Annotated in this window: 20 protein-coding genes; 17 read left to right on the forward strand and 3 right to left on the reverse strand. The window is 34.3% G+C overall.

The features are described 5' to 3' along the window. Window positions 1-137: 137 nt before the first annotated feature. Entirely contained in the window at window positions 138-1,526 is a 1,389-nt protein-coding gene (locus ILS93_RS20065; protein WP_064474136.1) for an HD domain-containing protein, read from the reverse strand. Between the two features lie 205 nt (window positions 1,527-1,731). Between ILS93_RS20065 and ILS93_RS20070 the strand changes: the two genes are divergently transcribed. The 3 genes from ILS93_RS20070 to ILS93_RS20080 all read left to right on the forward strand — a co-directional run bounded on the left by ILS93_RS20070 (window position 1,732) and on the right by ILS93_RS20080 (window position 4,289). Then, window positions 1,732-2,037: a luciferase domain-containing protein gene (locus ILS93_RS20070; RefSeq protein WP_002035104.1), complete on the forward strand. Its 306-nt coding sequence runs from the start codon at window positions 1,732-1,734 to the stop codon at window positions 2,035-2,037. 94 nt (window positions 2,038-2,131) lie between these two features. Further along, window positions 2,132-3,442 carry a phytoene desaturase family protein gene (locus ILS93_RS20075; RefSeq protein WP_222661159.1) on the forward strand — a complete coding sequence of 437 codons (1,311 nt, stop codon included), beginning with the start codon at window positions 2,132-2,134 and terminating at the stop codon, window positions 3,440-3,442. Further along, a complete protein-coding gene (locus tag ILS93_RS20080) occupies window positions 3,420-4,289 on the forward strand; it encodes a sigma-70 family RNA polymerase sigma factor (RefSeq protein WP_064474138.1) in 870 nt (289 codons plus the stop codon). The genes ILS93_RS20075 and ILS93_RS20080 overlap by 23 nt, the downstream gene beginning before the upstream one ends. 35 nt (window positions 4,290-4,324) lie before the next feature. Here ILS93_RS20080 and ILS93_RS20085 read toward each other — a convergent pair whose 3' ends face one another. Further along, on the reverse strand, window positions 4,325-4,483 hold the full coding sequence (locus ILS93_RS20085) for a hypothetical protein (protein WP_001100983.1): 159 nt from the start codon (window positions 4,481-4,483) through the stop codon (window positions 4,325-4,327). A 311-nt stretch (window positions 4,484-4,794) separates the two neighbouring features. Here ILS93_RS20085 and ILS93_RS20090 point away from each other — a divergent pair, with 311 nt between their 5' ends. From ILS93_RS20090 to ILS93_RS20100, 3 genes are all read left to right on the forward strand, one after another. Further along, window positions 4,795-5,379 carry an O-methyltransferase gene (locus ILS93_RS20090; RefSeq protein ID WP_000380142.1) on the forward strand — a complete coding sequence of 195 codons (585 nt, stop codon included), beginning with the start codon at window positions 4,795-4,797 and terminating at the stop codon, window positions 5,377-5,379. Between the two features lie 314 nt (window positions 5,380-5,693). After that, a complete protein-coding gene (locus ILS93_RS20095) occupies window positions 5,694-6,806 on the forward strand; it encodes a toxic anion resistance protein (RefSeq protein WP_000137410.1) in 1,113 nt (370 codons plus the stop codon). A gap of 24 nt (window positions 6,807-6,830) precedes the next feature. Further along, window positions 6,831-7,664, forward strand: a complete 834-nt coding sequence (locus tag ILS93_RS20100; protein WP_064474139.1) for a DUF3974 domain-containing protein — start codon at window positions 6,831-6,833, stop codon at window positions 7,662-7,664. A gap of 54 nt (window positions 7,665-7,718) precedes the next feature. Here the strand turns inward: ILS93_RS20100 and ILS93_RS20105 are convergent, their stop codons facing one another. Continuing rightward, complete coding sequence (locus tag ILS93_RS20105) at window positions 7,719-9,278, reverse strand: glycoside hydrolase family 10-like protein (protein WP_088048199.1); 1,560 nt, start codon at window positions 9,276-9,278, stop codon at window positions 7,719-7,721. Window positions 9,279-9,504: 226 nt separating this feature from the next. Here ILS93_RS20105 and ILS93_RS20110 point away from each other — a divergent pair, with 226 nt between their 5' ends. The 11 genes from ILS93_RS20110 to ILS93_RS20160 all read left to right on the forward strand — a co-directional run bounded on the left by ILS93_RS20110 (window position 9,505) and on the right by ILS93_RS20160 (window position 20,567). After that, window positions 9,505-9,810, forward strand: coding sequence for a PTS sugar transporter subunit IIB (locus tag ILS93_RS20110; RefSeq protein ID WP_064474141.1), 306 nt, complete (start codon window positions 9,505-9,507; stop codon window positions 9,808-9,810). Window positions 9,811-9,821: 11 nt separating this feature from the next. Then, window positions 9,822-11,105: a PTS sugar transporter subunit IIC gene (locus tag ILS93_RS20115; RefSeq protein WP_222661161.1), complete on the forward strand. Its 1,284-nt coding sequence runs from the start codon at window positions 9,822-9,824 to the stop codon at window positions 11,103-11,105. A 77-nt stretch (window positions 11,106-11,182) separates the two neighbouring features. Next, window positions 11,183-11,449 (forward strand): hypothetical protein, encoded by a 267-nt coding sequence (locus tag ILS93_RS20120; RefSeq protein ID WP_016126936.1) that lies wholly within the window; start codon window positions 11,183-11,185, stop codon window positions 11,447-11,449. 22 nt (window positions 11,450-11,471) lie between these two features. Next, the gene (gene anmK / locus ILS93_RS20125; protein ID WP_064474164.1) at window positions 11,472-12,629 is read left to right on the forward strand and encodes an anhydro-N-acetylmuramic acid kinase AnmK; all 1,158 of its coding nucleotides are present in this window, start codon (window positions 11,472-11,474) and stop codon (window positions 12,627-12,629) included. A gap of 9 nt (window positions 12,630-12,638) precedes the next feature. Next, the gene (locus tag ILS93_RS20130) at window positions 12,639-13,538 is read left to right on the forward strand and encodes a BadF/BadG/BcrA/BcrD ATPase family protein (RefSeq protein WP_064474142.1); all 900 of its coding nucleotides are present in this window, start codon (window positions 12,639-12,641) and stop codon (window positions 13,536-13,538) included. 134 nt (window positions 13,539-13,672) lie between these two features. Beyond that, the gene (gene plsY, locus ILS93_RS20135) at window positions 13,673-14,221 is read left to right on the forward strand and encodes a glycerol-3-phosphate 1-O-acyltransferase PlsY (protein ID WP_064474143.1); all 549 of its coding nucleotides are present in this window, start codon (window positions 13,673-13,675) and stop codon (window positions 14,219-14,221) included. A 69-nt stretch (window positions 14,222-14,290) separates the two neighbouring features. Then, the gene (locus ILS93_RS20140; protein WP_088048198.1) at window positions 14,291-15,874 is read left to right on the forward strand and encodes an aminotransferase class V-fold PLP-dependent enzyme; all 1,584 of its coding nucleotides are present in this window, start codon (window positions 14,291-14,293) and stop codon (window positions 15,872-15,874) included. Between the two features lie 86 nt (window positions 15,875-15,960). Continuing rightward, complete coding sequence (tdcB, locus tag ILS93_RS20145; RefSeq protein WP_064474145.1) at window positions 15,961-16,962, forward strand: bifunctional threonine ammonia-lyase/L-serine ammonia-lyase TdcB; 1,002 nt, start codon at window positions 15,961-15,963, stop codon at window positions 16,960-16,962. A gap of 449 nt (window positions 16,963-17,411) precedes the next feature. Further along, window positions 17,412-18,524 carry an RNA-guided endonuclease TnpB family protein gene (locus ILS93_RS20150; RefSeq protein ID WP_222661163.1) on the forward strand — a complete coding sequence of 371 codons (1,113 nt, stop codon included), beginning with the start codon at window positions 17,412-17,414 and terminating at the stop codon, window positions 18,522-18,524. A gap of 185 nt (window positions 18,525-18,709) precedes the next feature. After that, window positions 18,710-19,180 carry a MarR family transcriptional regulator gene (locus ILS93_RS20155; RefSeq protein ID WP_064474147.1) on the forward strand — a complete coding sequence of 157 codons (471 nt, stop codon included), beginning with the start codon at window positions 18,710-18,712 and terminating at the stop codon, window positions 19,178-19,180. Between the two features lie 157 nt (window positions 19,181-19,337). After that, window positions 19,338-20,567, forward strand: coding sequence for an MFS transporter (locus ILS93_RS20160; RefSeq protein WP_222661165.1), 1,230 nt, complete (start codon window positions 19,338-19,340; stop codon window positions 20,565-20,567). The last annotated feature ends 154 nt before the right edge of the window (window positions 20,568-20,721 follow it).

Here is a 20,721-nt window from a genome sequence, read left to right on the forward strand (position 1 = left end):
TTGATACGGATATATAACAGTTAATATCGATGTTGGGTTAGGGTTGAAGAATATAGAAATTTATTTCATCAATTTTGAAAAAATGGTTTCATTACGATAAAAGACGACTCCCATTTAGAAAGGTAGTCGTCTTTTATTTAAGATAGTTTTTGCTTAATATTTAATTGTGCTTTAGCGGTATTGGCATAATTGAGCCAATCTAATTCCAAGTTTAGTTTAAAATCAAAATGTATTTCGATGATGTCAAAATGAGAAACCTTTGTTTTAAGTGGAACAGTGATCCCATTTACTTTTGCTTTTTTCATCTTATGTGCAATTTTTGGAAATGCAGAGAAAGAAAAATCAATGATTGTAGCACCATCAGGTAAATAAACTGGTTGTAAATCTGTAGTATAAGCTGTAATAGTATTTTCAAATAGTTCATACGATACTAAACTACGGAAAGTGATTGGATCTGTAGTTAATAAATTGTTATTCACAATTGTATCATCCATTATTTTATAAGATATTGCTTGAATATTTGCAGTTCTATCATTCAATAAAGAAAAAATCCCGTTATCTTTCAACGTTTTTGCTATTTGTGTTTGAATGATAATTGTTTGTTCAGCATCATTCATATTGACTTTAGTTTTTAAGTTGTTATTAAAATGGCTATTTTCAAGTGCTATATTATCCTCGAAATAGTTTATAGTTGGTTTATATAATTGATGTATTATTCCAAGAATTTTATAGCAATCTAGTACACTTGTAGTTGTAATACAAATTTGTGAAATACCTGATACATTTTGTATTTCTTGTAATTGTGAGTATGTAGTATATACTGGGGGGAACTCATAGTTTATTTCAAATGAAAGGTTTGTATTAGAAAAAGAATGTATCCCTTTTCTTAAATGAGTTATATTTTTTTGAAGATGTGGCACATATTCGGTTAAAAATTTATGTACTTCAGTATATCTTCCTTTATGTAGATATTGAAAAGCAAGATTTTCTAATTCATACTGGATTGTATATAACCCTAATCGCTTTGCAAGTGGTGCAAATAGTGTTAATGTTTCATTCGCATAAGCTACTTGTTTTGCGGTTTTTTTAACACTCAATGTTTTTATATTGTGAAGGCGATCTATAACTTTAATAATGCCAACACGTATATCTTGTTGAGAGGATACTAGTAATTTTTTAAAATTAATGGCTTCGTACAATACTTTGTTTTGATCTTGTAGTTTTTTTCCTTTTGTTAATCCGTTTACAATATATTGAATAGTCGCACCAAAATGTGATTCAATTTCTTCTAGAGAGTATTCGGTATCTTCTACAACATCGTGTAATAAAGCAGCAATCAATGTTGTAATGTCAGCTTTATAATTTAGCAGTATTTCTGTAATCGCGAAAGGGTGAATAATATATGGTTCTCCAGTTTGACGGTATTGTCCATCATGTGCTTTCTCTGCAAAATGTATAGCTTTTTTCAAAAGTTTTAATTCATCAGATCGTAGATAATTTGCCTTTTGTAATAATACCGTGCTCATATATATCCATCCCTTAAATTTATTTTTAATAATAATTCTATATAATAGAATAAATACCCTTTGAAATTGTTTTAAGTGTGTAAAAAAATAAAGATATTGAGATTAAACTATATTCGTATATCCATTCATACTTTGGATTGATGGAAAAAAGTAATGAACGTGTTAATTTAATATTACATCAATCATTAATAAGGGGTGAAGGTTCATGTCATTTAGTGAAATGATTAGAAATGAAGTACTTGGCTGGGCAGGTGTTTCTGAAAAACCGCATCGATTTGGTGGTATTGAAATAAATTATGGTAAGAAAGAACTTGGTCATTTGCATGGCGATAAGTTAGTTGATTTACCATTTCCAAAGGTAAAGCGGGATGAATTAGTGAGCCAAGGATTGGTGAAACCACATCACGTATTACCTGAATCAGGATGGATAAGTTATTATATAAAGAGTGAGGAGGATATTCCATTTGCAATTGAGTTATTTCGTATGCAATATGACAGAATAAAAAAATAATGAAATAAAATAGATAAGTAAAAATATATTTTCATGTCACATCCCTCCTTAATCGTTCGTCTTGTATGTAGAACGGATAAGGAGGGATTTTATTATGAAACATTTTGATATAGCAATTGTTGGTGGTGGGCTTGCTGGATTAACAGCATCTATATATTTAGCGAAAGCTGGAAGGAAGGTTATTGTATTAGAAAAGTCCAGTCACTTCGGTGGTCGAGGGATCACTATAAATAAAAACGGCATTTGTATGAATCTTGGTGCACATGCTTTATATAGAGGTGGAGAAGCGTTTATAACTTTTAATGAGCTAGGAGTAGATCTTCCAGGTGGAATCCCATCTACAAAAGCACATGGAATATGGAAAGGGGATATTTATACCATTCCAACAGATTTTCGCTCTATTTTATCAACACCGTTACTTTCATGGTCTGCAAAAGTCCAGTTTGCTCGTCTTATGATTCATTTAGGAAATTTAGATGTAGGAAAAGTTCCAAAAATGAGTCTAACTACATGGGCAGAAAATGAAATTAAAGATCCAATGGTTCGAAATATATTTTATGCATTATGTCGAACAACAACATATACGTATGCTCCTACAATACAATTAGCATCTTCCGTACTAAAACAAATACAGTTTTCTATGAAAGAAGGAGTACTTTATGTAGATGTTGGTTGGGAGACGATAATAACAAATTTAAGAGGAATAGCGAATAATAGTGGTGTACAATTTCTGGCTAAAAAGCATGTTTTGAAAATAGAGCATTGTCAAGGAAAACAAAGAATACATTGTTTTGACGATGAAGTATTTGAAGCAGGTGCAGTCATTGTAACAACTCCACCGAAAGAGGCATGTAAAATTATAAAAGGTACAGAAGGAACAAGTTTGCAAAAATGGAGTGAACAATCTATACAAGTGACCGTGGCAGCTTTAGATATTGGTTTAAAACAATTACCGAATCCTTTGCATCATTTTGCATTGGGATTAGATCAATCTATATTTTTCACGAATCAATCGAGAGCAGCTAAATTAAGTGAAGATGGATCAATTGTAGTGAGTCTAATTAAATACCATAACCCTGTACTAGAACTGAATCATATTCAAGAAGAGAAAGAACAGTTAGAAAATATGATGGAATTGTTACATCCGAATTGGAAAAGAGAAGTTGTTGCACAGCAATATTTACCGAAAATAACGGTAGTATATGATTTTCCTCATATTGACCGTGTTGAAAAACCAGGCCCTAATATACCTGGAATGCCAGGTGTTTATGTTGCAGGAGATTGGGCTGGGCATGATGAAATATTAGCTGATGCTGCGGTGGCAAGCGGAAAACGTGCAGCGTTACACATATTAAAGCAATCCGAAGGTGAGGCAATTCATCATGGAAACGGAGCAATTATATGAAGCGTATCAATCATTATTATTTTCGTTAGCATATAGAATCCTTGGGAGTGTTATGGATGCTGAGGATATCGTTCATGACGTTTTTATCTCGCTAAATAATATAGAGGACGTTCAATCTATAGAAAATATGAAAGCATATTTATGTAAAATGGTAACAAATCGCTCAATTGATAAATTACGTTCGGCGGCACATAAACGGAACGTATATGTTGGAATGTGGTTGCCAGAGCCATTTGTGGAAGAGACTGATGATCCATCAGAGTCATTTGTAATGAAAGAATCCATTTCTACGGCATATTTATTACTTTTACAACAATTGTCTGAGGCAGAGAGAGTTGTTTTCATATTAAGAGAAGTTTTCGGTTATGACTACAGAGAAATCGCTTCAATTGTAGATAAGAGTAGTGCGAACTGCCGAAAAATCTTTCAACGTGCACGAAAAAGTATTTTAGATAAGCCGAAGCAGTCAAAGTTAAGTACGAAGAAAATGGCTGCCTATGTGGAGAAATTTGTATCATCATTGCAGTGTGGGGATGCGCAAGGCATGTTAGAAGTATTAAAAACAGATGCGATATTAAAAGCTGATGGTGGTGGTAAAGCTACAACTGCAATCCATCCAATCTATTCTGCAGATAGAATTATACGTTTATTCTTTGGAATTGGGAAGAAGTTTCCGGGAGAATACAATGTTGATTATAAGATAGTAAATGGCGCCCCAGGTGTTCTTGTTAAAGTGAAAAATAAAGTGACCTATGTGCTTTCATTTACATTTGAGAATGAAAAAATCGCAAACATTTATATGATGGTTAATCCGGAAAAACTTATTCACTTAAATATAATAGTATAAAAAAGACGCATTTCTTTAGAAGTGCGTCTTTTTTATTATTTCTCTAACATTTCAAGAGGTACATCTTTTTCGCCGGCTACCTCAAATTTAATTTCCCCGTCTTCTTCATAAATACGTGAAATAATCGGTATAGTAATCATTAATTTTTTATGTTGTTTGCGCTTTCGAGCAGCATCTAAGCTAATCACGTTCATTGTAAGCATCCTTTCTTCTAGAAATATATAAACAAAAGAAAATGCGTCCGGAAAGGGCGCTTAATTGAATTTGAAATACCGATTCATTTAATTGGGGTTTGTATTTTTTAATAACTGCAATCGAATTAAAAATAGTATGAATGGAATAATTGCACGTAGAAATTAACTTTACCAAAAAACGAAACAATATGCTATAAAAAAATTCAAATCTTTGTCATATAACGGGAAAAAGGTTTTTGTTTCGCATATAATGAAAGTAGACGGGCAGCAAGAGCTTTTTCATCATATTGCTTTGGAAAGGCGATGAAAAAATGGATACGTTAGATTCATTATTATTTCAACTTGAACAATATGGAGAAGAGCATGATCGAAATAAAAAAACACGGGAAGAAAAATTACGGAATATTACTCGTGAGATGGGGCAGTTTTTATCGATTTTAGTAAAAGGGTGTAGCGCAAAAAACATTTTAGAAATCGGAACTTCTAATGGTTATTCTACATTGTGGTTAGCTAACGCGGTAGAAGAAACAAATGGAAATGTAACAACTGTAGAGCTTTCTTCAGAACGAGTTGGAGAGGCACTTGTCAATTTTGAAAAGGCAAACCTTTTACAAAGGATTGATGTTCATAATCAAGAAGCAGGGGCATTTTTAGATGCACAATTAGATCACTCATTTGATTTTATTTTCCTAGATTCAGAGCGTACGCAATACATGTGGTGGCTTGAGCATATAAAACGCATTTTACAACCAAAGGGTTTTCTTGTTGTTGATAATGCAACCTCTCATGCAAGTGAGTTAGCCGAGTTTAGAAAAATGATTGAAGAAGATGAAATGTTTGAAACGGTCTTATTGGCATTTCAAAATGGAGCATTTGTAGCGCTTAAGAAGAGTTAGGATTAAGCGTAATATAATTATCACATTTAAGAAGGGTGTATGTCAAAAGATTGAGTACAGTAGGATGGGAAGGACGTAATTTATATACGTAACATACGAAGAATCCGCCTTCAGCATGTTGTTCTCTAGGTCTTAAGTCTGAGGAAAATAATGTTGAGAACAGGTATACTTATACTAAGAAACAGGGAATGACTGCATAGACAGGCATTTCTAAAAAAATCGATTTCAAGCAGTTAGAATGTATATGAAATACGATATAATAGATGAAATATAGTGCATATAAATTCGCACATATAAATAAAGGAGCGATTTTGTTGACTGAACTCGAGAAAAAAGAACCTGTATCCATTGTGAAAGATAATAATGTAGAAGTAGTAGTAGATACAGTTATAAAAGATCAAGAATTAGAGGAACTGAATAAAGAAGCTGATCTTTATGTACAAAAATTAAATAGCGAGCAAAATACGGATTTATCAAAAGTATTGTCACAGCTAGGAGATTTAGGGGATAAAGAGCAACAAGCAGCAGGACAAACGTTATCAGCATTAAAACGTCCTGTAACAGCGATGATGAATGGAAAGAATGAAGAAATTCCAAATACATTGTTAGAATTACGCAAAGTGGTATCAGAGCTTGATCCGAATTCATTAAAAGCAAGTGGTATGAAGAAAATTATGTTTAAAGTATTCAAGAAAAATCCACTTGAAACATACGTGCATAAATATCAATCTATAGATAAACAAATTGAAGAGATTATAAGATCCCTTCTAATTGGTCGTGACAACTTACAAGAAGATACAGTTGGCCTTGAGATGCTTAAAGAACAATCGCACGATAAAATTCACGCTCTGGATAAACAAGTATACTTAGGAAGAAAACTCGCTGGTATGCTGGAAGCTGAGAAACAAAATCCAGAACGTCAAAGAGATATTCCATTAATTAATGATGCATTAGAAAAAATTCTAGTACGTACACGAAATATGCAGCAAGCGAAAAGTGTACTATTACAATCTATCGCATCTGTAGACATTATTAAAAAAAATAATGAAAAGTTAACAGAGGCAATTCGTAATGCAATTACGATGACGCAAAACGTTGTAACAGTTTCAGCTGCTATCCAGTTAGCCCTAACAAATCAACGTAAAACAATTGATGCAGTGAATGCGACAAATGAAGCAATTGAATCAATGGTATTAAGTAACTCACAAGCATTAAAACAAAATACAGAAGAAACAACAAAACTACTTGAAAATCCTGCAATTAGCATGGATAAATTACGCGAATCATTCCAAAACGTATTTGCTGCGATTGAAGCTTCTGAGAAATCATCAGAACGTATTATAGAGTCAAGTAAGAAGTTTGTTATTGAACTAGACACATTTAATGATGAAATGAAACAAAAACTCATTCAGCGTCCAAGGAAATAACAGACTTTTAGAGGAGGTGAAAAAATGAGTTTCATTCAAACAGTATTAGTACTATTGGGTACATTGCTTTTAATCGCATTTACTGTCGTTGTTTTAGTTGTATATTTCGGACGCAAACTGTTTTTTTCATGGACGAAACCATATAAAAGGGCACACGATTCTTTAGATAAGTTATCGAATAAATCTTTGCCGTTTCTACAAGAATTTACACAACATCCACTTTTTTATCGCTGGATTCGTACGGAAGGAAAGAAAGAACAATATACATTAAACACGCTTTTCTGTGCATCGGGTCAACGTACGAGAGAGCAAGTATTCTCAATGTTACCGAAAGAAAAACAGAAAAAAGTACATGTAATGGCAAAAACAACGAAAAAACTTACAAATGAAGATATTGATGTAGCGGCGATGAAAGTAAAAGATTTTTTAAGACAAGAAACGCAGCAAACAGTAAAACCGACAGACTTATCGTTTTATAAATTGTATTTTTATGATCGATATCCAGATGCATTAAATACAATTCAAGCGTATAAACGCTCAATAAACCCTTCATTACAAAGAACGGTTGATGAAATTACAATTTCAGTATTAAATGCCTTGCCGTATTATCAGGAGCAGCGTATGTTTGAACAACAACATAAACTTGAAACATTCTTAATGAAAGATTTAACAGCGATGCTATCGTTAGTCGTACAATTACCACCTTCACAACGACCAGAAAAAGAAGAAGAATTAAAAATCTACTTGCAAAATTTCCAAAAAGAAATGGAAGTAGTCGAGCGAGATATTCGTGACTCGATTGATCACGATTTGAATGTGAAGATGAGAGCAGCGACTGAGAAATTTAAGAATAAATAAAAAAAGCGCCTTAAAGCTATAGTTCTTAGCTTTTAAGGCGTTTTTTATTAGTTGTTATTTTGCTTTAACGGTAGTATGACTAGATGCAACACTTTCATTATGCAATCGATCAACTGCAGTTACTACATACGTATATGTTTCTCCAGAAATAGCTGTTTTATCTACATAAATTTCTCCAAGTTTTGTTTTTCTTACAGTAGTAAGTAAATGTTTCGGATTTTCTATATCCACTTCATTTTTTCCATTCACACGGTAAATGGCGTAATAAGCAGAATCATTCTCTCTATCATCAATGATACCTACAGCAATACCTTCTTCTCTTGGAATGGCCCCTTTTAAAGTCGGTTGTTTTGGTGGATCATGATCAAGCCAAGGCATAGATGGGATTAATGCAGGATGTTTATATATGTCTTTTGCGAGTCTATCTTTAACCCCTATTGGATTGTTATTAATATCTTTTAAGCTAAAATGCATACTACCTTTTATTTCAGGATATAACCGGTTTAATGCAATTTGTCTTGGATATTCTTCAGGATTAGACCAAGCTGGGACAGAATTATTATTAATTTTATAGGCCGCCTGACCGATGTATAGGTGAATCGGTTTATTATTTGTTTCTTTTACCCACCAATCTACTAATATGTCATATGCAGCTGGTGTGAAACCAATATTCCAATAAATTTGTGGTGTAATGTAGTCAATATATCCTTTTTGTATCCATTCACGTGTATCGGCATAAAGGTCATCATAGTTTCTTTGACCTGCAGTTGTGTTAGAGCCAGTTGGATCGTCAGCTATATTTCGCCATACGCCGAACGGACTTATGCCAAACTTTACGTATGATTTTTCTTGTTTTATAGCAGTATTTAAACCTTTGACAAGTTCATTTACATTGTCACGTCGCCAATCTTCTATATTTGTAAATCTACCATTATTATACGTTTCGAACGTTTTTTGATCGGGGAATTGTTCACCCGCTACTTTATATGGATAAAAATAATCATCCATATGCAGTGCATCAATATCGTAATTTTGTACGATTTCTAAAGCGCCTTCTGTAATAAATTTTTTCACTTCTGGAATACCAGGGTTGTAATATAACTTTCCTCCATAAGGTACAACCCAATCCGGATGCTGTTTTGCAGGGTGGTTATCCGATAACCGATTTATATCAGTGTGATTCATCGTTATTCGGTATGGATTAATCCATGCGTGGAATTCTATATTTCTTTTATGTGCTTCTTCAATCATAAATGCGAGCGGGTCGTATCCAGGATCTTTTCCTTGTGTACCTGTAATGTATTCAGACCAAGGACCGTAATTGGAAGGGTAAAAAGCATCAGCGGTTGGTTTTATTTGTACAACAACTGCATTCATACCAGTGTTTTTTACATCGTCTAATAATCTAATAAACTCTTGTTTTTGATTTGCGATAGGTAAGCCAGTTTTTGAGGGCCAGTCAATATTAAGTACAGATGCAATCCATACAGCACGTAATTCGTGTTTTTTATACGTAGTATTTACTTCAGCGTAAGTAGAGTGAGGAGAAATGAAAGAGAAAGGAATAAAAAAGATGCCGATACAACATATCACTAATAAACGTTTCATGATTATTTATACGCCTCCCTATTATATGGTTAGCTAATATGATATCCGAGGTGAGGTTGTACTTACAATTGAGAAAAATAAATATTGAAACATTAATTTAATAGGAAAAATATTTTTACTGAAATTTACTTTCAATATAACTAAATTCTTTTACTTCTTCATATGCTTGTTAGTAAAGTGAAACTTCCTTTCATCCGAAGGGGATAATTTATAAGTATAGGAGGATTAATAAATGAAGGTTTTATTCGTTTGTTCTGGAGGGATGTCCAGTGCAATTGTTGTAAACGCTTTAAAAAAAGAGGCGGAGAAAAAAGGTGTAAACATGGAAGTCTATGCCATTGGAACAAGTGAGATAGAGGAAGAAGTAAAGAATGGCTGGGACGTTGTAATGGTTGCACCTCAAGTAAGACATAGATTTGACTCTGTTAAAAAATTCGCAGAAGAGGAATCTATCCCGTGCGGTATCATACCGCCACAAGCATACACGCCGCTTGGCGGACCGACTTTATTAAAAACTGTAAATGATTTAATTAGTTAGGGGGAAGCGTTATGAATAAATTTGTCACGTTTCTTGATAGAAACTTATCTGGACCGATGGCAAGGCTTTCTGAACAGAGGCATTTACAAGCAATCCGTGATGGAGTTATTTCAGCGTTACCATTTATTATTGTAGGAAGTTTCTTTTTAATCGTAGCATTTCCACCATTACCGAAAGATAGTTTCATATCTGTTTGGGCATTAAAAAATCAAACAAGTATATTAATACCATATCGTTTAACGATGTTTATTATGTCTTTATATATAGCATTTGGAATAGGGTATAATTTAGCGAAAAGTTATAAGCTAGATGCTTTATCAGGAGCACAGCTTGCAGTATGTTCATTACTATTAACATTAACGCCTGAATTAATTGATAAAAAAGGGTTTATGCTTCCGATGACAAATCTCGGAGGTCATGGATTATTCGTGACAATGATTGTTTCTATTTTATCAGTTGAGATTTTAAGATTTTGTAAGACGAAAAATGTAATGATTAAAATGCCAGAACAAGTACCGCTGTCTGTTTCACGTTCGTTTGAAGCACTTATACCTGCTGCATTCGTTATTATTTTAATGAGTTTAGTAACTGTCGTTTTTAGTATTGATTTACATCATGTAGTTGATAAATTAGCGGCACCGTTAGTAAAAGCTGGTGATAGTTACTTCGGTGTAATCATTCCAGTATTTTTAATTACATTTTTTTGGTCATTCGGAATACATGGTGTGTCGGTTGTTGGAACTGTTGCCCGGCCATTATGGGAAGTATATTTAGGGAAAAATGGTGAAGCAGTTGCTAGTGGCGCAAATCAGTTACCATTCATTTCACCAGAACCATTATACCAATGGTTTATATGGATTGGTGGTTCTGGTGCGACGTTAGGACTTGTATTAGCTATGATTGTATTTGGTCGATCAAAATATTCGAAAGCATTATCAAGAACTTGTATTGTGCCTGGTATTTTTAATATTAATGAACCTGTTATTTTTGGATTGCCAATTGTACTAAACCCAATATTAATTATCCCATTTATCATTACACCACTAGTAACAGCAACTATTGCATACTCAGCAACCGCGATGGGGTTTGTTACACCAACACATATAATGCCTCCATGGACATTACCAGCTCCAATTGGTGCATATTTAGCAACAGGTGGGGATTGGAGAGCGATTGTACTCGTATTTATAAACATAACAATATCATTCCTTATTTATTTACCATTCTTTAAAATGTACGACAAAAACATGCTTGAAATTGAGAAAAATGGTGATGGGGAATCTGTTAATCCGTAAGTTTTATATTTTATTTTGAGTGATAGGCATTTTGTCTATCACTTCTTTCACATGAAGTCCAGAGAGGGTGAAATGGAATGAATATAAAATTTAGTTATAAAGGTGTATTTTTATTACTATTTGGAGTGATATGTGCGAATTTCCTTTTCGTACCTTTATTAAGAATGCTACATCTATCACAAATGCATAGTATATGGCTCGTTACAAGCATTGCGGCAAGTATTTTGCTTACAGTAGTTGTTTCTTTTATTGATGGATCGTTTGCATCAAAAGCTCAGTTATTTTATAGATTTATATTATTTTCGATCGGTTGTACGTTTGTAACTTACATGATTGTTTTTTAGTAAAGGGGAGGTCATGCATGCTATGTATATTGCAGGGATTATGTCCGGTACTTCATTAGATGGAATAGATGTAGCACTCGTTCATATAGAAGGAAGCGGTGTAGGTTCTAAAGTTGAACTCATCCATTTTACTACTGTGCCATTTAGTAATGATATGAAAAATGAGATCCAGCAGGCATTATCAATAGAAAATTCAAATGTACAACTCATATGCAGTTTAAATTTTAAACTCGGTTTATGCTTCGCCAATGCTGTAAAGGAAGTTTGTAAAGAGGCCAATTTTCCTTTGGGACAATTAGATGTAATTGGTTCTCACGGACAAACGATTTATCATCAGCCAAAGCAAGATGGTAATATGATTCCTTCCACATTGCAAATTGGAGAACCAGCAGTTATAGCATATGAAACGAATACGACGGTTATTTCTAATTTTCGAGCGATGGATATCGCAGCAGGGGGACAAGGTGCACCACTTGTACCATATTCAGAGGTTATTTTGTATCGTCATCCAACTAAAAATAGACTACTACAAAATATTGGCGGGATCGGTAATGTTACCGTAATACCAAGTCACCTAAGTGATAAGAACGTTATAGCTTTTGATACTGGTCCAGGTAATATGGTAATTGATGAAATGTGTCAAAGGCTATTTCAGTTGTCATATGATCAAAATGGTAAAATTGCAAAACAGGGAGTAGTTGTAGATGAAATTTTGACATATTGTATGAACCATCCATTTTTGAAAATGAATCCACCAAAATCAACTGGTAGAGAACAGTTTGGAGAAGAATTTGTCAGTGAGTTATTGAAGCGGTATGAAAAGCATAGTAAAGAAAATATAGTGACGACTGTCACGATGTTTACAGCAAGTTCAATTGTTCATCAATATAAGGAGTTTATTCTGCCGTATTATGAAATCGATGAGGTGATTTTAGGCGGTGGTGGCAGTTATAATCGTACACTTGTTGAAATGATACGGTATGGATTGAAGGATGAAAAATGCGCCATATTCATTCAAGAAGATATAGGCTATTCTTCAGAGGCGAAAGAAGCAATCGCCTTTGCCATTTTAGCAAACGAAACGTATCATCGTAATCCGAGTAATGTGCCAAGTGCAACAGGTGCAAAGCAATCTGTAGTTTTAGGGAATATAACATTCCCTCCAATTCGAAGAGAATGAGGCGAACATATGAAATATATGATTGGAGTAGACGGCGGGGGAACAAAGACAGAAGCAATTGCATTTGATCAAGACGGAAGTGAACTTGAAAGGGCTACGAGTGGTTTTGGAAATATATTAATAGATTTTGAAGAAGCACTTTTTCATATTATGGAAGCGATTGATCAATGTCAAGAAGGTTTATTAAATGGGCATTGCGTTTGTATTTGTTTAGGATTAGCGGGTGCAAGCGGAGCAAATACAAATGAATTAACATTACGTCTAAAAAAGAAGTATGGAACACAAATTGAAGTTTTTAATGACGCAATGATTGCTCATGCAGCTGCTTTAAAAGGAAAGGATGGAATTTTAACAATTGGCGGTACAGGTGCGATTTGTATAGGAAAGAAAAGGGAAGTGTACGAGTATAGTGGGGGATGGGGACATATTTTAGGAGATGAAGGAAGTGGATATTGGATTGCATTACAATGTTTAAAGAGAATGGCAAATCAATTTGATCAAGGCGTTGCACTTTGCCCATTAAGCTTAAGGATTCAAGATGAGTTTCAACTTTTGACGTCGTCTCATATAAAAAGACTAGTTTATAGTTCATCAAAAGATAAAGTTGCAGCAATCGCACCATTCATTATTGAGGAAGCGAGAAATGGGAATGATGACGCACGTGAAATTATGGTGCAAGCGGCTACGGAATTAACGAGAATTACGGTGAATATTTACAATAAGATGCAGTTTGATTTATCAATTCCAATTGCAGTAAGTGGCAGTATATTACGTTTCGTTCCTGAAATATATGCTGAATTTAAGAAATGCTGCGAGAAAAGTATGGGAGAAGTTATATTTGTATCACCATCAGAACTAGCAGTGAAAGGAACCTATTACTTAATGAAGAATTTATATTTTAATAAATAGCTGTATGAGAATTTTTGTATGATTTGTAAAAATATGATGTTAAAATGTATAAAGGGATGTAAAGTAAGAAAAGTACAATATACATAGTCATTGAATATTGTATAAGTACTCCCATGTAGAAAGTGAATGATTACATGATTAATAGTATGCAATTTTTGTATTTGGTGGCTTCTTATTTATTTGGAAACATATTGACCGCTTATATAGTGACGAAATGGAAACATAATGTTGATATTCGTCAGGAAGGAAGCGGTAATCCTGGCGCAAGAAATATGGGGCGGGTATATGGAAAAGGGTATTTCATCGCTACATTTTTAGGTGATGCGATCAAAGGGGCAATCGTAATTTCTATTGCAAAATCCCTTTTTGAAGATTCTACATTTGTAATGTTAGCTTTACTGGCTGTTTTACTTGGACATATTTACCCGATTTTATTTAAAGGCAAGGGTGGAAAAGGCATTTCAACATTTATTGGAGGATTAATTGCATTTGATTATTTGATAGCGCTTACCCTTGTTGCTGTTTTCATTATATTTTATTTTATCTTTAAAGGATTTACTAAGCCAGGACTAATTACCATCGCTTGTTTACCAATTTGCATGATTTTGTATTCTTACTCTATTGTTACGACTATTTTAAGTGCACTTATCATTGTACTTATTTTATATGTAAATCGAGAATGAAATGAACTTTTTATAAGTGGAGTTAATCTCCACTTATAATTTTTATTAAATACATAAAGGAGATACAACATGGGGCTAATTTATAAAGTTGCTGATCAAGCTTGGGAATTTGAAAGTATACATAAGTTGAATTATAAAACATTTGTAGAAGAAATTCCGCAACATGAAGAAACGAAAGAGCGTGTTCGTATAGATCGTTTCCATGAAGAAAATACATATTTAATTTGTTTAGATGACGATAAGTTAGTAGGTATGGTTACATTGCGAGGAAAACGACCATTCTCGTTAGATAATAAAATTCCAAATCTAGATTATTATTTGCAAAAACATGGAGAAAACGTATATGAAATTCGTTTACTTTCAGTAGAACGTGAATATAGAAATGGAAGAGCGTTGTTAGGTTTAATTCGCTTTTTACATCGTTATTTGCTCCTAAATGGATATGAATTGGCACTCATTTCTGCTACAACACGTGAACTACCTTTATATGAGCAAATGGGATTCAAATCTTTCCATATGTTAGTTGGTACAGAAGAAGCAGCCTTCCAGCCAATGTATGTTACCCCTGCTATGTTTGAAGCATCGAGTGTTGGGGGAATTATGACGAAAGAATATACGTTTTTACCTGGTCCAGTAGATATTGAAGAAAATGTTCGAAAGGCATTTTCTACTAAGCCTATTTCGCATCGTTCTAAGTCATTTCACGTGACGATGGACAATGTGAAAAAACGGTTACTTCACATGACAAAAGCAAAGCATGTACAACTTATGTTAGGAACAGGGACGTTAGCAAATGATGCCATTGCTTTACAGTTACGTTCTTTAAAAGGGAAAGGACTAGTATTAACAAATGGGGAATTTGGTAATAGATTAGTTGGACATGCAGCACGCGCGCAATTACATTTTGATACGTATAAAAAAGAAATGGGAGAACCGTTTATTTATACCGAATTAGAAAAAATAATGGGAACTGGCAATTATGAATGGCTTTGGTTTGTTCACCATGAAACATCAACCGGAATGTTAAATGATTTAGACGAGCTAAATGTTTTAAGTAAAAAGTATAATGTGAAGCTATGTGTAGATTGTATCAGTTCGATTGGAGCAATACCGATAGACTTGAAGGATGTATATTTTGCAAGCGGTGTTAGCGGAAAGGCAATTAAATCGTTTACTGGATTATCTTTCGTTTTTTATAATCATAATGTGAAAGTAAACGAGACATTACCGGCCTATATGGACGTTGGTATGTACGAAGAAAATGAAAGTATTCCATATTCTCATTCATGGAATTTAATTTATGCACTGCAAGAAGCATTAAAGAGATTTGAAGATGCAAAAGCATTTGAAAAAATAAACGAGACGTATGCATATATTGAACAAGCTATTACTAATATGGGTCTAAATCTTGTTTCACCTAAAGAACATGCCGCGCCAATTATAGTTACCATTCAATTAAATGAAAATCAGTCTTCTAAGGCGATTGGCGATGCGTTAGCGTTACAAGGATACATTGTTCATTATGAGTCATCTTATTTACAAAAAAATAATTGGGTCCAAATTGCATGTTTAAATGATTATAAAGAACGCGATATGAAGAGGATGTTAAATTGTTTGCAAATGTGTGTATTACAGAGTGGGGTACATATATAAAGACTTTTTCTTAATATAGATGGTTTCGTATAAAGGAGTTGCTACATACGAAAACTTAGGAATAGACCATTGGAAGAGGTGTTAGTATGATAACTAAAAAACTACCGTTACATATAGATGATATTAAAAAAGCCCAAACCATTTTAGACAGAAATGCTCGTAAAACGCCACTAGTAAAATCTTTTTATTTGACTAGTAAAACAGGTGGAGAAATTCACTTGAAATTAGAAAATATGCAATTAACCGGTTCTTTTAAATTTCGTGGTGCGTTTAATAAAATGTCACAGTTGACAGATCAAGAAAAAGAGAGAGGAGTAATTGCTTGTTCCGCTGGTAATCATGCGCAAGGAGTTGCTTTATCTGCTCATTTACTTGGTATTAAGAGTAAAATTGTGATGCCAATTTCTGCCCCTCAGGCGAAAGTTGAAGCAACTAGAGGATATGGATCAGAAGTGATTTTATACGGTGAAACTTTTGATGATGCGAAGGCAAAATGTGAGGAGATTATTAAGGAAACAGGTGAAACATACTTACATCCATATGACGATATAGAAGTAATGGCTGGTCAAGGTACAATAGGATTAGATATTCTTGATGATATGTGGGATGTAGATACTGTCATTGTACCAATTGGCGGAGGTGGAATTATTTCTGGTATTGCTGTTGCATTAAAATCTTTTAATCCATCCATTAATATTATTGGTGTCCAAGCAGACAATGTTCATGGGATGAAGGCATCTTATGACAAAGGTACGATTGTAGAGCATTATGAGGCACCTACTATAGCAGATGGTTGCGCAGTTAAAATACCAGGCGATTTAACTTTTGAAGTAGTAAAAGAATTAGTAGATGATATTGTAACTGTATCAGAAGGTGAATTAGAAGTAGCGATGAAAGACTTATTACAACGCGGTAAAGCTGTTGTAGAAGGGGCTGGCGCATTAGCTACTGCTGCTCTACTTGCAGGGAAAGTGGATCCATATATTAAAGGGAAAAAGGTAGTCGCGGTTATATCTGGTGGAAACGTAGACCTGCAGCGCATTTCCAGTGTTTGTGAGCAATTTTTTGTAGCCAATGAAGTGAAATAGTATTTAAAAAACATAAATTTTATGGAAGAAGAGCTAAGACAACTAATCTTAGATCTTACTTTTTGTTTACCGTGTAGGGCATATTATAATATACATGCTTTATTTTCCGTATAGTGAATTATTATATTTTATCGTCTACTTTCATAGATAACTCAAATAATTATATCAATATTGTCGAAACGGAAACAGAAATTTAACGTATTATCCGAAAGAAGCCTCCTTCCTCAAGCGTGTGAAAGACGAAAGTCTAGCGGTAGGTGGGGGATGAATTTCGATTTGGCGTAGCCAAACATTTGGTTTTCCTATTTTTTTCGCCTCTGATATAATCATTCTTATAAGAGGTAAAGTTTGGTATAACAATGAAAGTAGATAATAATAATGTAATGTTCAGGTTGTATAATCACCTTCATAGCTTATGGGAAATGAAGCGAAAACTGAGGTGAATGGAAATGCCAAAGCAGAATAAGGCGTACAAATTTCGTCTGTATCCTACAGAAGAACAAGCACATCTCATACGTAAAACGTTCGGATGTGTACGCTTTGTGTATAATAAAATGCTGGCTGAGCGGAAAGAAATATACGAAACATATAATGAGAACAAGGAAGAGCTGAAGAAACAAAAATTCCCTACTCCTGCGAAATACAAAGTGGAGTATGAATGGCTGAAAGAGGTCGATTCCTTAGCATTGGCTAACGCGCAATTAAACTTGCAAACTGCGTATAAGAACTTTTTTAGTGGTCAAAGTGATTTTCCTACATTCAAAAGTAGAAAGAGTAGAAAATCTTATACAACGAATCGCGTAAACGGAAATATTATGTTATTTCATGGTTATATCAAATTACCGAAATTGAAAATGGTGAAACTGAAGCAACATAGGGAGATACCGCCAAGTCATATCATCAAATCGTGTACGATCTCGATGACACCTACTGGTAAATACTATGTGTCCATCTTGACTGAATATGAAAAAGAGATTGTACAAAAAGAAGTACAAAATGTAGTTGGATTAGACTTCGCAATGGCTGAATTATATGTGAGTAGCGAAGATGAGAAAGCCAATTATCCTCGCTTTTATCATCAGATGTTAGACAAATTAGCGAAGGAACAACGAGTATTAGCCAGACGTGTGAAAGATTCGGTACGCTGGAATAAACGACGCATTCGTGTAGCGAAGTTGCATGAAAAGGTCGCAAATCAACGTAAGAATTTCCTTCATCACAAGTCTAAAGAATTGGCTACTCATTTTGACGTTGTAGCAATCGAAGATTTACATATGAAAGGAATGTCACGAGCACTTCGCTTTGGTAAGAGTGTAGCTGATAACGACTGGGGGATGTTAACGACATTTTTAGCATATAAGCTACAAGAACAAGGAAAACAGCTTGTGAAAATAGATAAATGGTTTCCTTCTACAAAGATGTGTAGTCGTTGTGGAAACAAAAAAGAAATGTCACTATCTGAACGTACGTATGCGTGTTCGTGTGGACTAACAATCAGTCGTGACTATAACGCAGCTATCAATATCAAAAAAGAAGCCATGCGGTTATTCGCATTGATATAAAACGTAAGAAATAACCTTTGGAACAAGGGAGTTTGCTCGGCTGTCTTAAGACAAATTCGTTAGCTATCAAAAGTAGCGATGAACCGAGAAGCCCCCACTCGGGGTAAGCTCGTAAGAGATACTAAGTGGTGGGTAGTTCACTATAATGGTTTTAACGTATGAATGAGCTGTTAGGAGGATAGACCATGAATAAGGAAGAACAGGTCATGAACGGTTTCAGGGAATTATATAATAAGATGGTTTGGCTTAATAAGGATAAAATGGAAGAAGGTCTTAAAGGTTTTAAGTCTTCTGAAGTACATTGTATTGAATACATTGAAAACAATTCCGATTCTAACGTGACACAACTTGCAGAGGCTTTTTATGTGACTCGCGGTGCAATAAGTAGAATGACTAAGAAGCTCATAAACAAAGGCCTTATCGAAAGTTACCAGAAATCAGAGAATAAAAAAGAAATCTATTTTAGGCTTACTGAACAAGGGAAAGAAATATATAAAATTCACGAGGAGTTGCACAATGAGTTTCAACAGCGGGATAAAGCTGTATTTGAGCAAGTAACCGAGGCAGAATTCGACAGTATAATTAACTTCGTGGAAAAGTATAGTAGGCATTTGGATGCAGAAATAAAGAAACAAGGTATACATATTAAGTCGTAAATTTGCCTGTTAATGCGAGATATATTTAAATAATAAAAAGGTAGCCTATTCACGGTAAGGCTACCTTTTTATTATTTTATTTTTGTTGACTAATCAACAAAACAGAGTTATTATTTTTGTTGACAAAGCAACAAAGTGTTTTGAGAGGAGAAATTAAATGTCTATTTTTAAATCAAAAAATGAAACTGAAAAAAACATAGATAAACATGCTTTAATATTCGGTCTTATTTCTGTATTTCTTTGTGGTATAGGTTTCAGTATCATTATGCCTGTAGTGCCATTCTTAGTGGAGCCTTATATAAGTAGTCCGGAAGAACAGGCTCTAGTTGTTACGCTACTGACCTCTGTTTATGCGGTCTGCGTGTTTTTCGCTGCTCCTGCACTCGGAGCTTTGAGCGATAAATATGGCCGTCGTCCATTACTTTTAATATGCCTTTTCGGTTCTGCAATCGGGTACTTAGTTTTTGGTATAGGAGGGGCTTTATGGGTACTATTTGCTGGACGTATAGTAGAAGGAATAACAGGCGGGAGCATCAGTACAATTTTTGCATATTTTGCAGATATCATTCCCTCAGAACAGAGAACGAAGTATTTTGGGTGGGTGAGTGCAGTGGTAGGTGCAGGAACCATTATCGGACCAACTCTTGGGGGATTACTTGCAAAGTTTGGTCATTCTGTACCTTTATATTTCGGAGCACTTATAACTTTATTAAATGTTTTATATGGGATGAAATATATGCCTGAGAGTCTTGACAAAAATAATAGGCTAAAAGAAATTACTTTTGTAAGGTTAAATCCTTTTGCACATATGGCAAACATACTTTCCATGAAAAACTTAAAATGGTTACTTGTCTCAGCGTTTTTGCTTTGGATACCTAACGGATCTTTACAAGCAATTTTTACACAATTTACGATGGATACTTTTAGCTGGAAACCTGCACTAATCGGACTTATGTTTTCAATTATGGGCTTTCAAGATATCATTTCACAAGCTTTTATAATGCCAAAGCTTTTGATCAAGCTTAGTGATAAACAAATAGCAATACTTGGGATGGTTTCGGAGATTATTGGTTATAGTTTTATTGCAGCATCTGCTTTGTTTTCACTGTATCCACTACTTATCGTTGGAATGTTAATGTTTGGTTTTGGGGATTCAATTTTCGGGCCTTCATTCAATGGGATGCTCTCAAAGTCTGTCGATTCTAGTGAACAAGGAAGGATCCAAGGCGGTAGCCAATCTATTCAAGCTTTGGCAAGAATGATTGGTCCAATTATTGGAGGACAAATTTATGTATCGCTTGGTCATGCTGCACCTGCTTTTATGGGGATGATGCTTATAGTAGTGGCAATAGCAGTTTTGTATAGGGGGACGCATGTAACTGTATAAACTATCTGCACTAATATGGTCTTTCTTTATATAAGGATGTCTCTGCGGGAATCTTTCCTGAATGAATTGAATAACAGATAAATATAAGAACAAATAATAGGGAGTCAGAACTTAGGAACAAGTGCTGGCCCCTATTTGTTTACGGCTTGAGAGC

Origin of the sequence: Bacillus sp. 16GRE42, assembly GCF_019837435.1 — a bacterium.
GTDB lineage: Bacteria > Bacillota > Bacilli > Bacillales > Bacillaceae_G > Bacillus_A > Bacillus_A wiedmannii.

Excerpts from the sequence above, each read along its gene's own strand:
- plsY (WP_064474143.1), top strand. The coding sequence starts at position 13,673 with ATGATTAATAGTATGCAATTTTTGTATTTGGTGGCTTCTTATTTATTT.
- ILS93_RS20160 (WP_222661165.1), top strand. The coding sequence starts at position 19,338 with ATGTCTATTTTTAAATCAAAAAATGAAACTGAAAAAAACATAGATAAA.
- ILS93_RS20110 (WP_064474141.1), top strand. The coding sequence starts at position 9,505 with ATGAAGGTTTTATTCGTTTGTTCTGGAGGGATGTCCAGTGCAATTGTT.
- ILS93_RS20120 (WP_016126936.1), top strand. The coding sequence starts at position 11,183 with ATGAATATAAAATTTAGTTATAAAGGTGTATTTTTATTACTATTTGGA.
- ILS93_RS20085 (WP_001100983.1), bottom strand. The coding sequence starts at position 4,483 with ATGAACGTGATTAGCTTAGATGCTGCTCGAAAGCGCAAACAACATAAA.
- ILS93_RS20075 (WP_222661159.1), top strand. The coding sequence starts at position 2,132 with ATGAAACATTTTGATATAGCAATTGTTGGTGGTGGGCTTGCTGGATTA.
- ILS93_RS20100 (WP_064474139.1), top strand. The coding sequence starts at position 6,831 with ATGAGTTTCATTCAAACAGTATTAGTACTATTGGGTACATTGCTTTTA.
- ILS93_RS20140 (WP_088048198.1), top strand. The coding sequence starts at position 14,291 with ATGGGGCTAATTTATAAAGTTGCTGATCAAGCTTGGGAATTTGAAAGT.
- ILS93_RS20150 (WP_222661163.1), top strand. The coding sequence starts at position 17,412 with ATGCCAAAGCAGAATAAGGCGTACAAATTTCGTCTGTATCCTACAGAA.
- ILS93_RS20065 (WP_064474136.1), bottom strand. The coding sequence starts at position 1,526 with ATGAGCACGGTATTATTACAAAAGGCAAATTATCTACGATCTGATGAA.
- ILS93_RS20155 (WP_064474147.1), top strand. The coding sequence starts at position 18,710 with ATGAATAAGGAAGAACAGGTCATGAACGGTTTCAGGGAATTATATAAT.
- anmK (WP_064474164.1), top strand. The coding sequence starts at position 11,472 with ATGTATATTGCAGGGATTATGTCCGGTACTTCATTAGATGGAATAGAT.
- ILS93_RS20115 (WP_222661161.1), top strand. The coding sequence starts at position 9,822 with ATGAATAAATTTGTCACGTTTCTTGATAGAAACTTATCTGGACCGATG.
- ILS93_RS20080 (WP_064474138.1), top strand. The coding sequence starts at position 3,420 with ATGGAAACGGAGCAATTATATGAAGCGTATCAATCATTATTATTTTCG.
- ILS93_RS20130 (WP_064474142.1), top strand. The coding sequence starts at position 12,639 with ATGAAATATATGATTGGAGTAGACGGCGGGGGAACAAAGACAGAAGCA.
- ILS93_RS20070 (WP_002035104.1), top strand. The coding sequence starts at position 1,732 with ATGTCATTTAGTGAAATGATTAGAAATGAAGTACTTGGCTGGGCAGGT.
- ILS93_RS20090 (WP_000380142.1), top strand. The coding sequence starts at position 4,795 with ATGGATACGTTAGATTCATTATTATTTCAACTTGAACAATATGGAGAA.
- tdcB (WP_064474145.1), top strand. The coding sequence starts at position 15,961 with ATGATAACTAAAAAACTACCGTTACATATAGATGATATTAAAAAAGCC.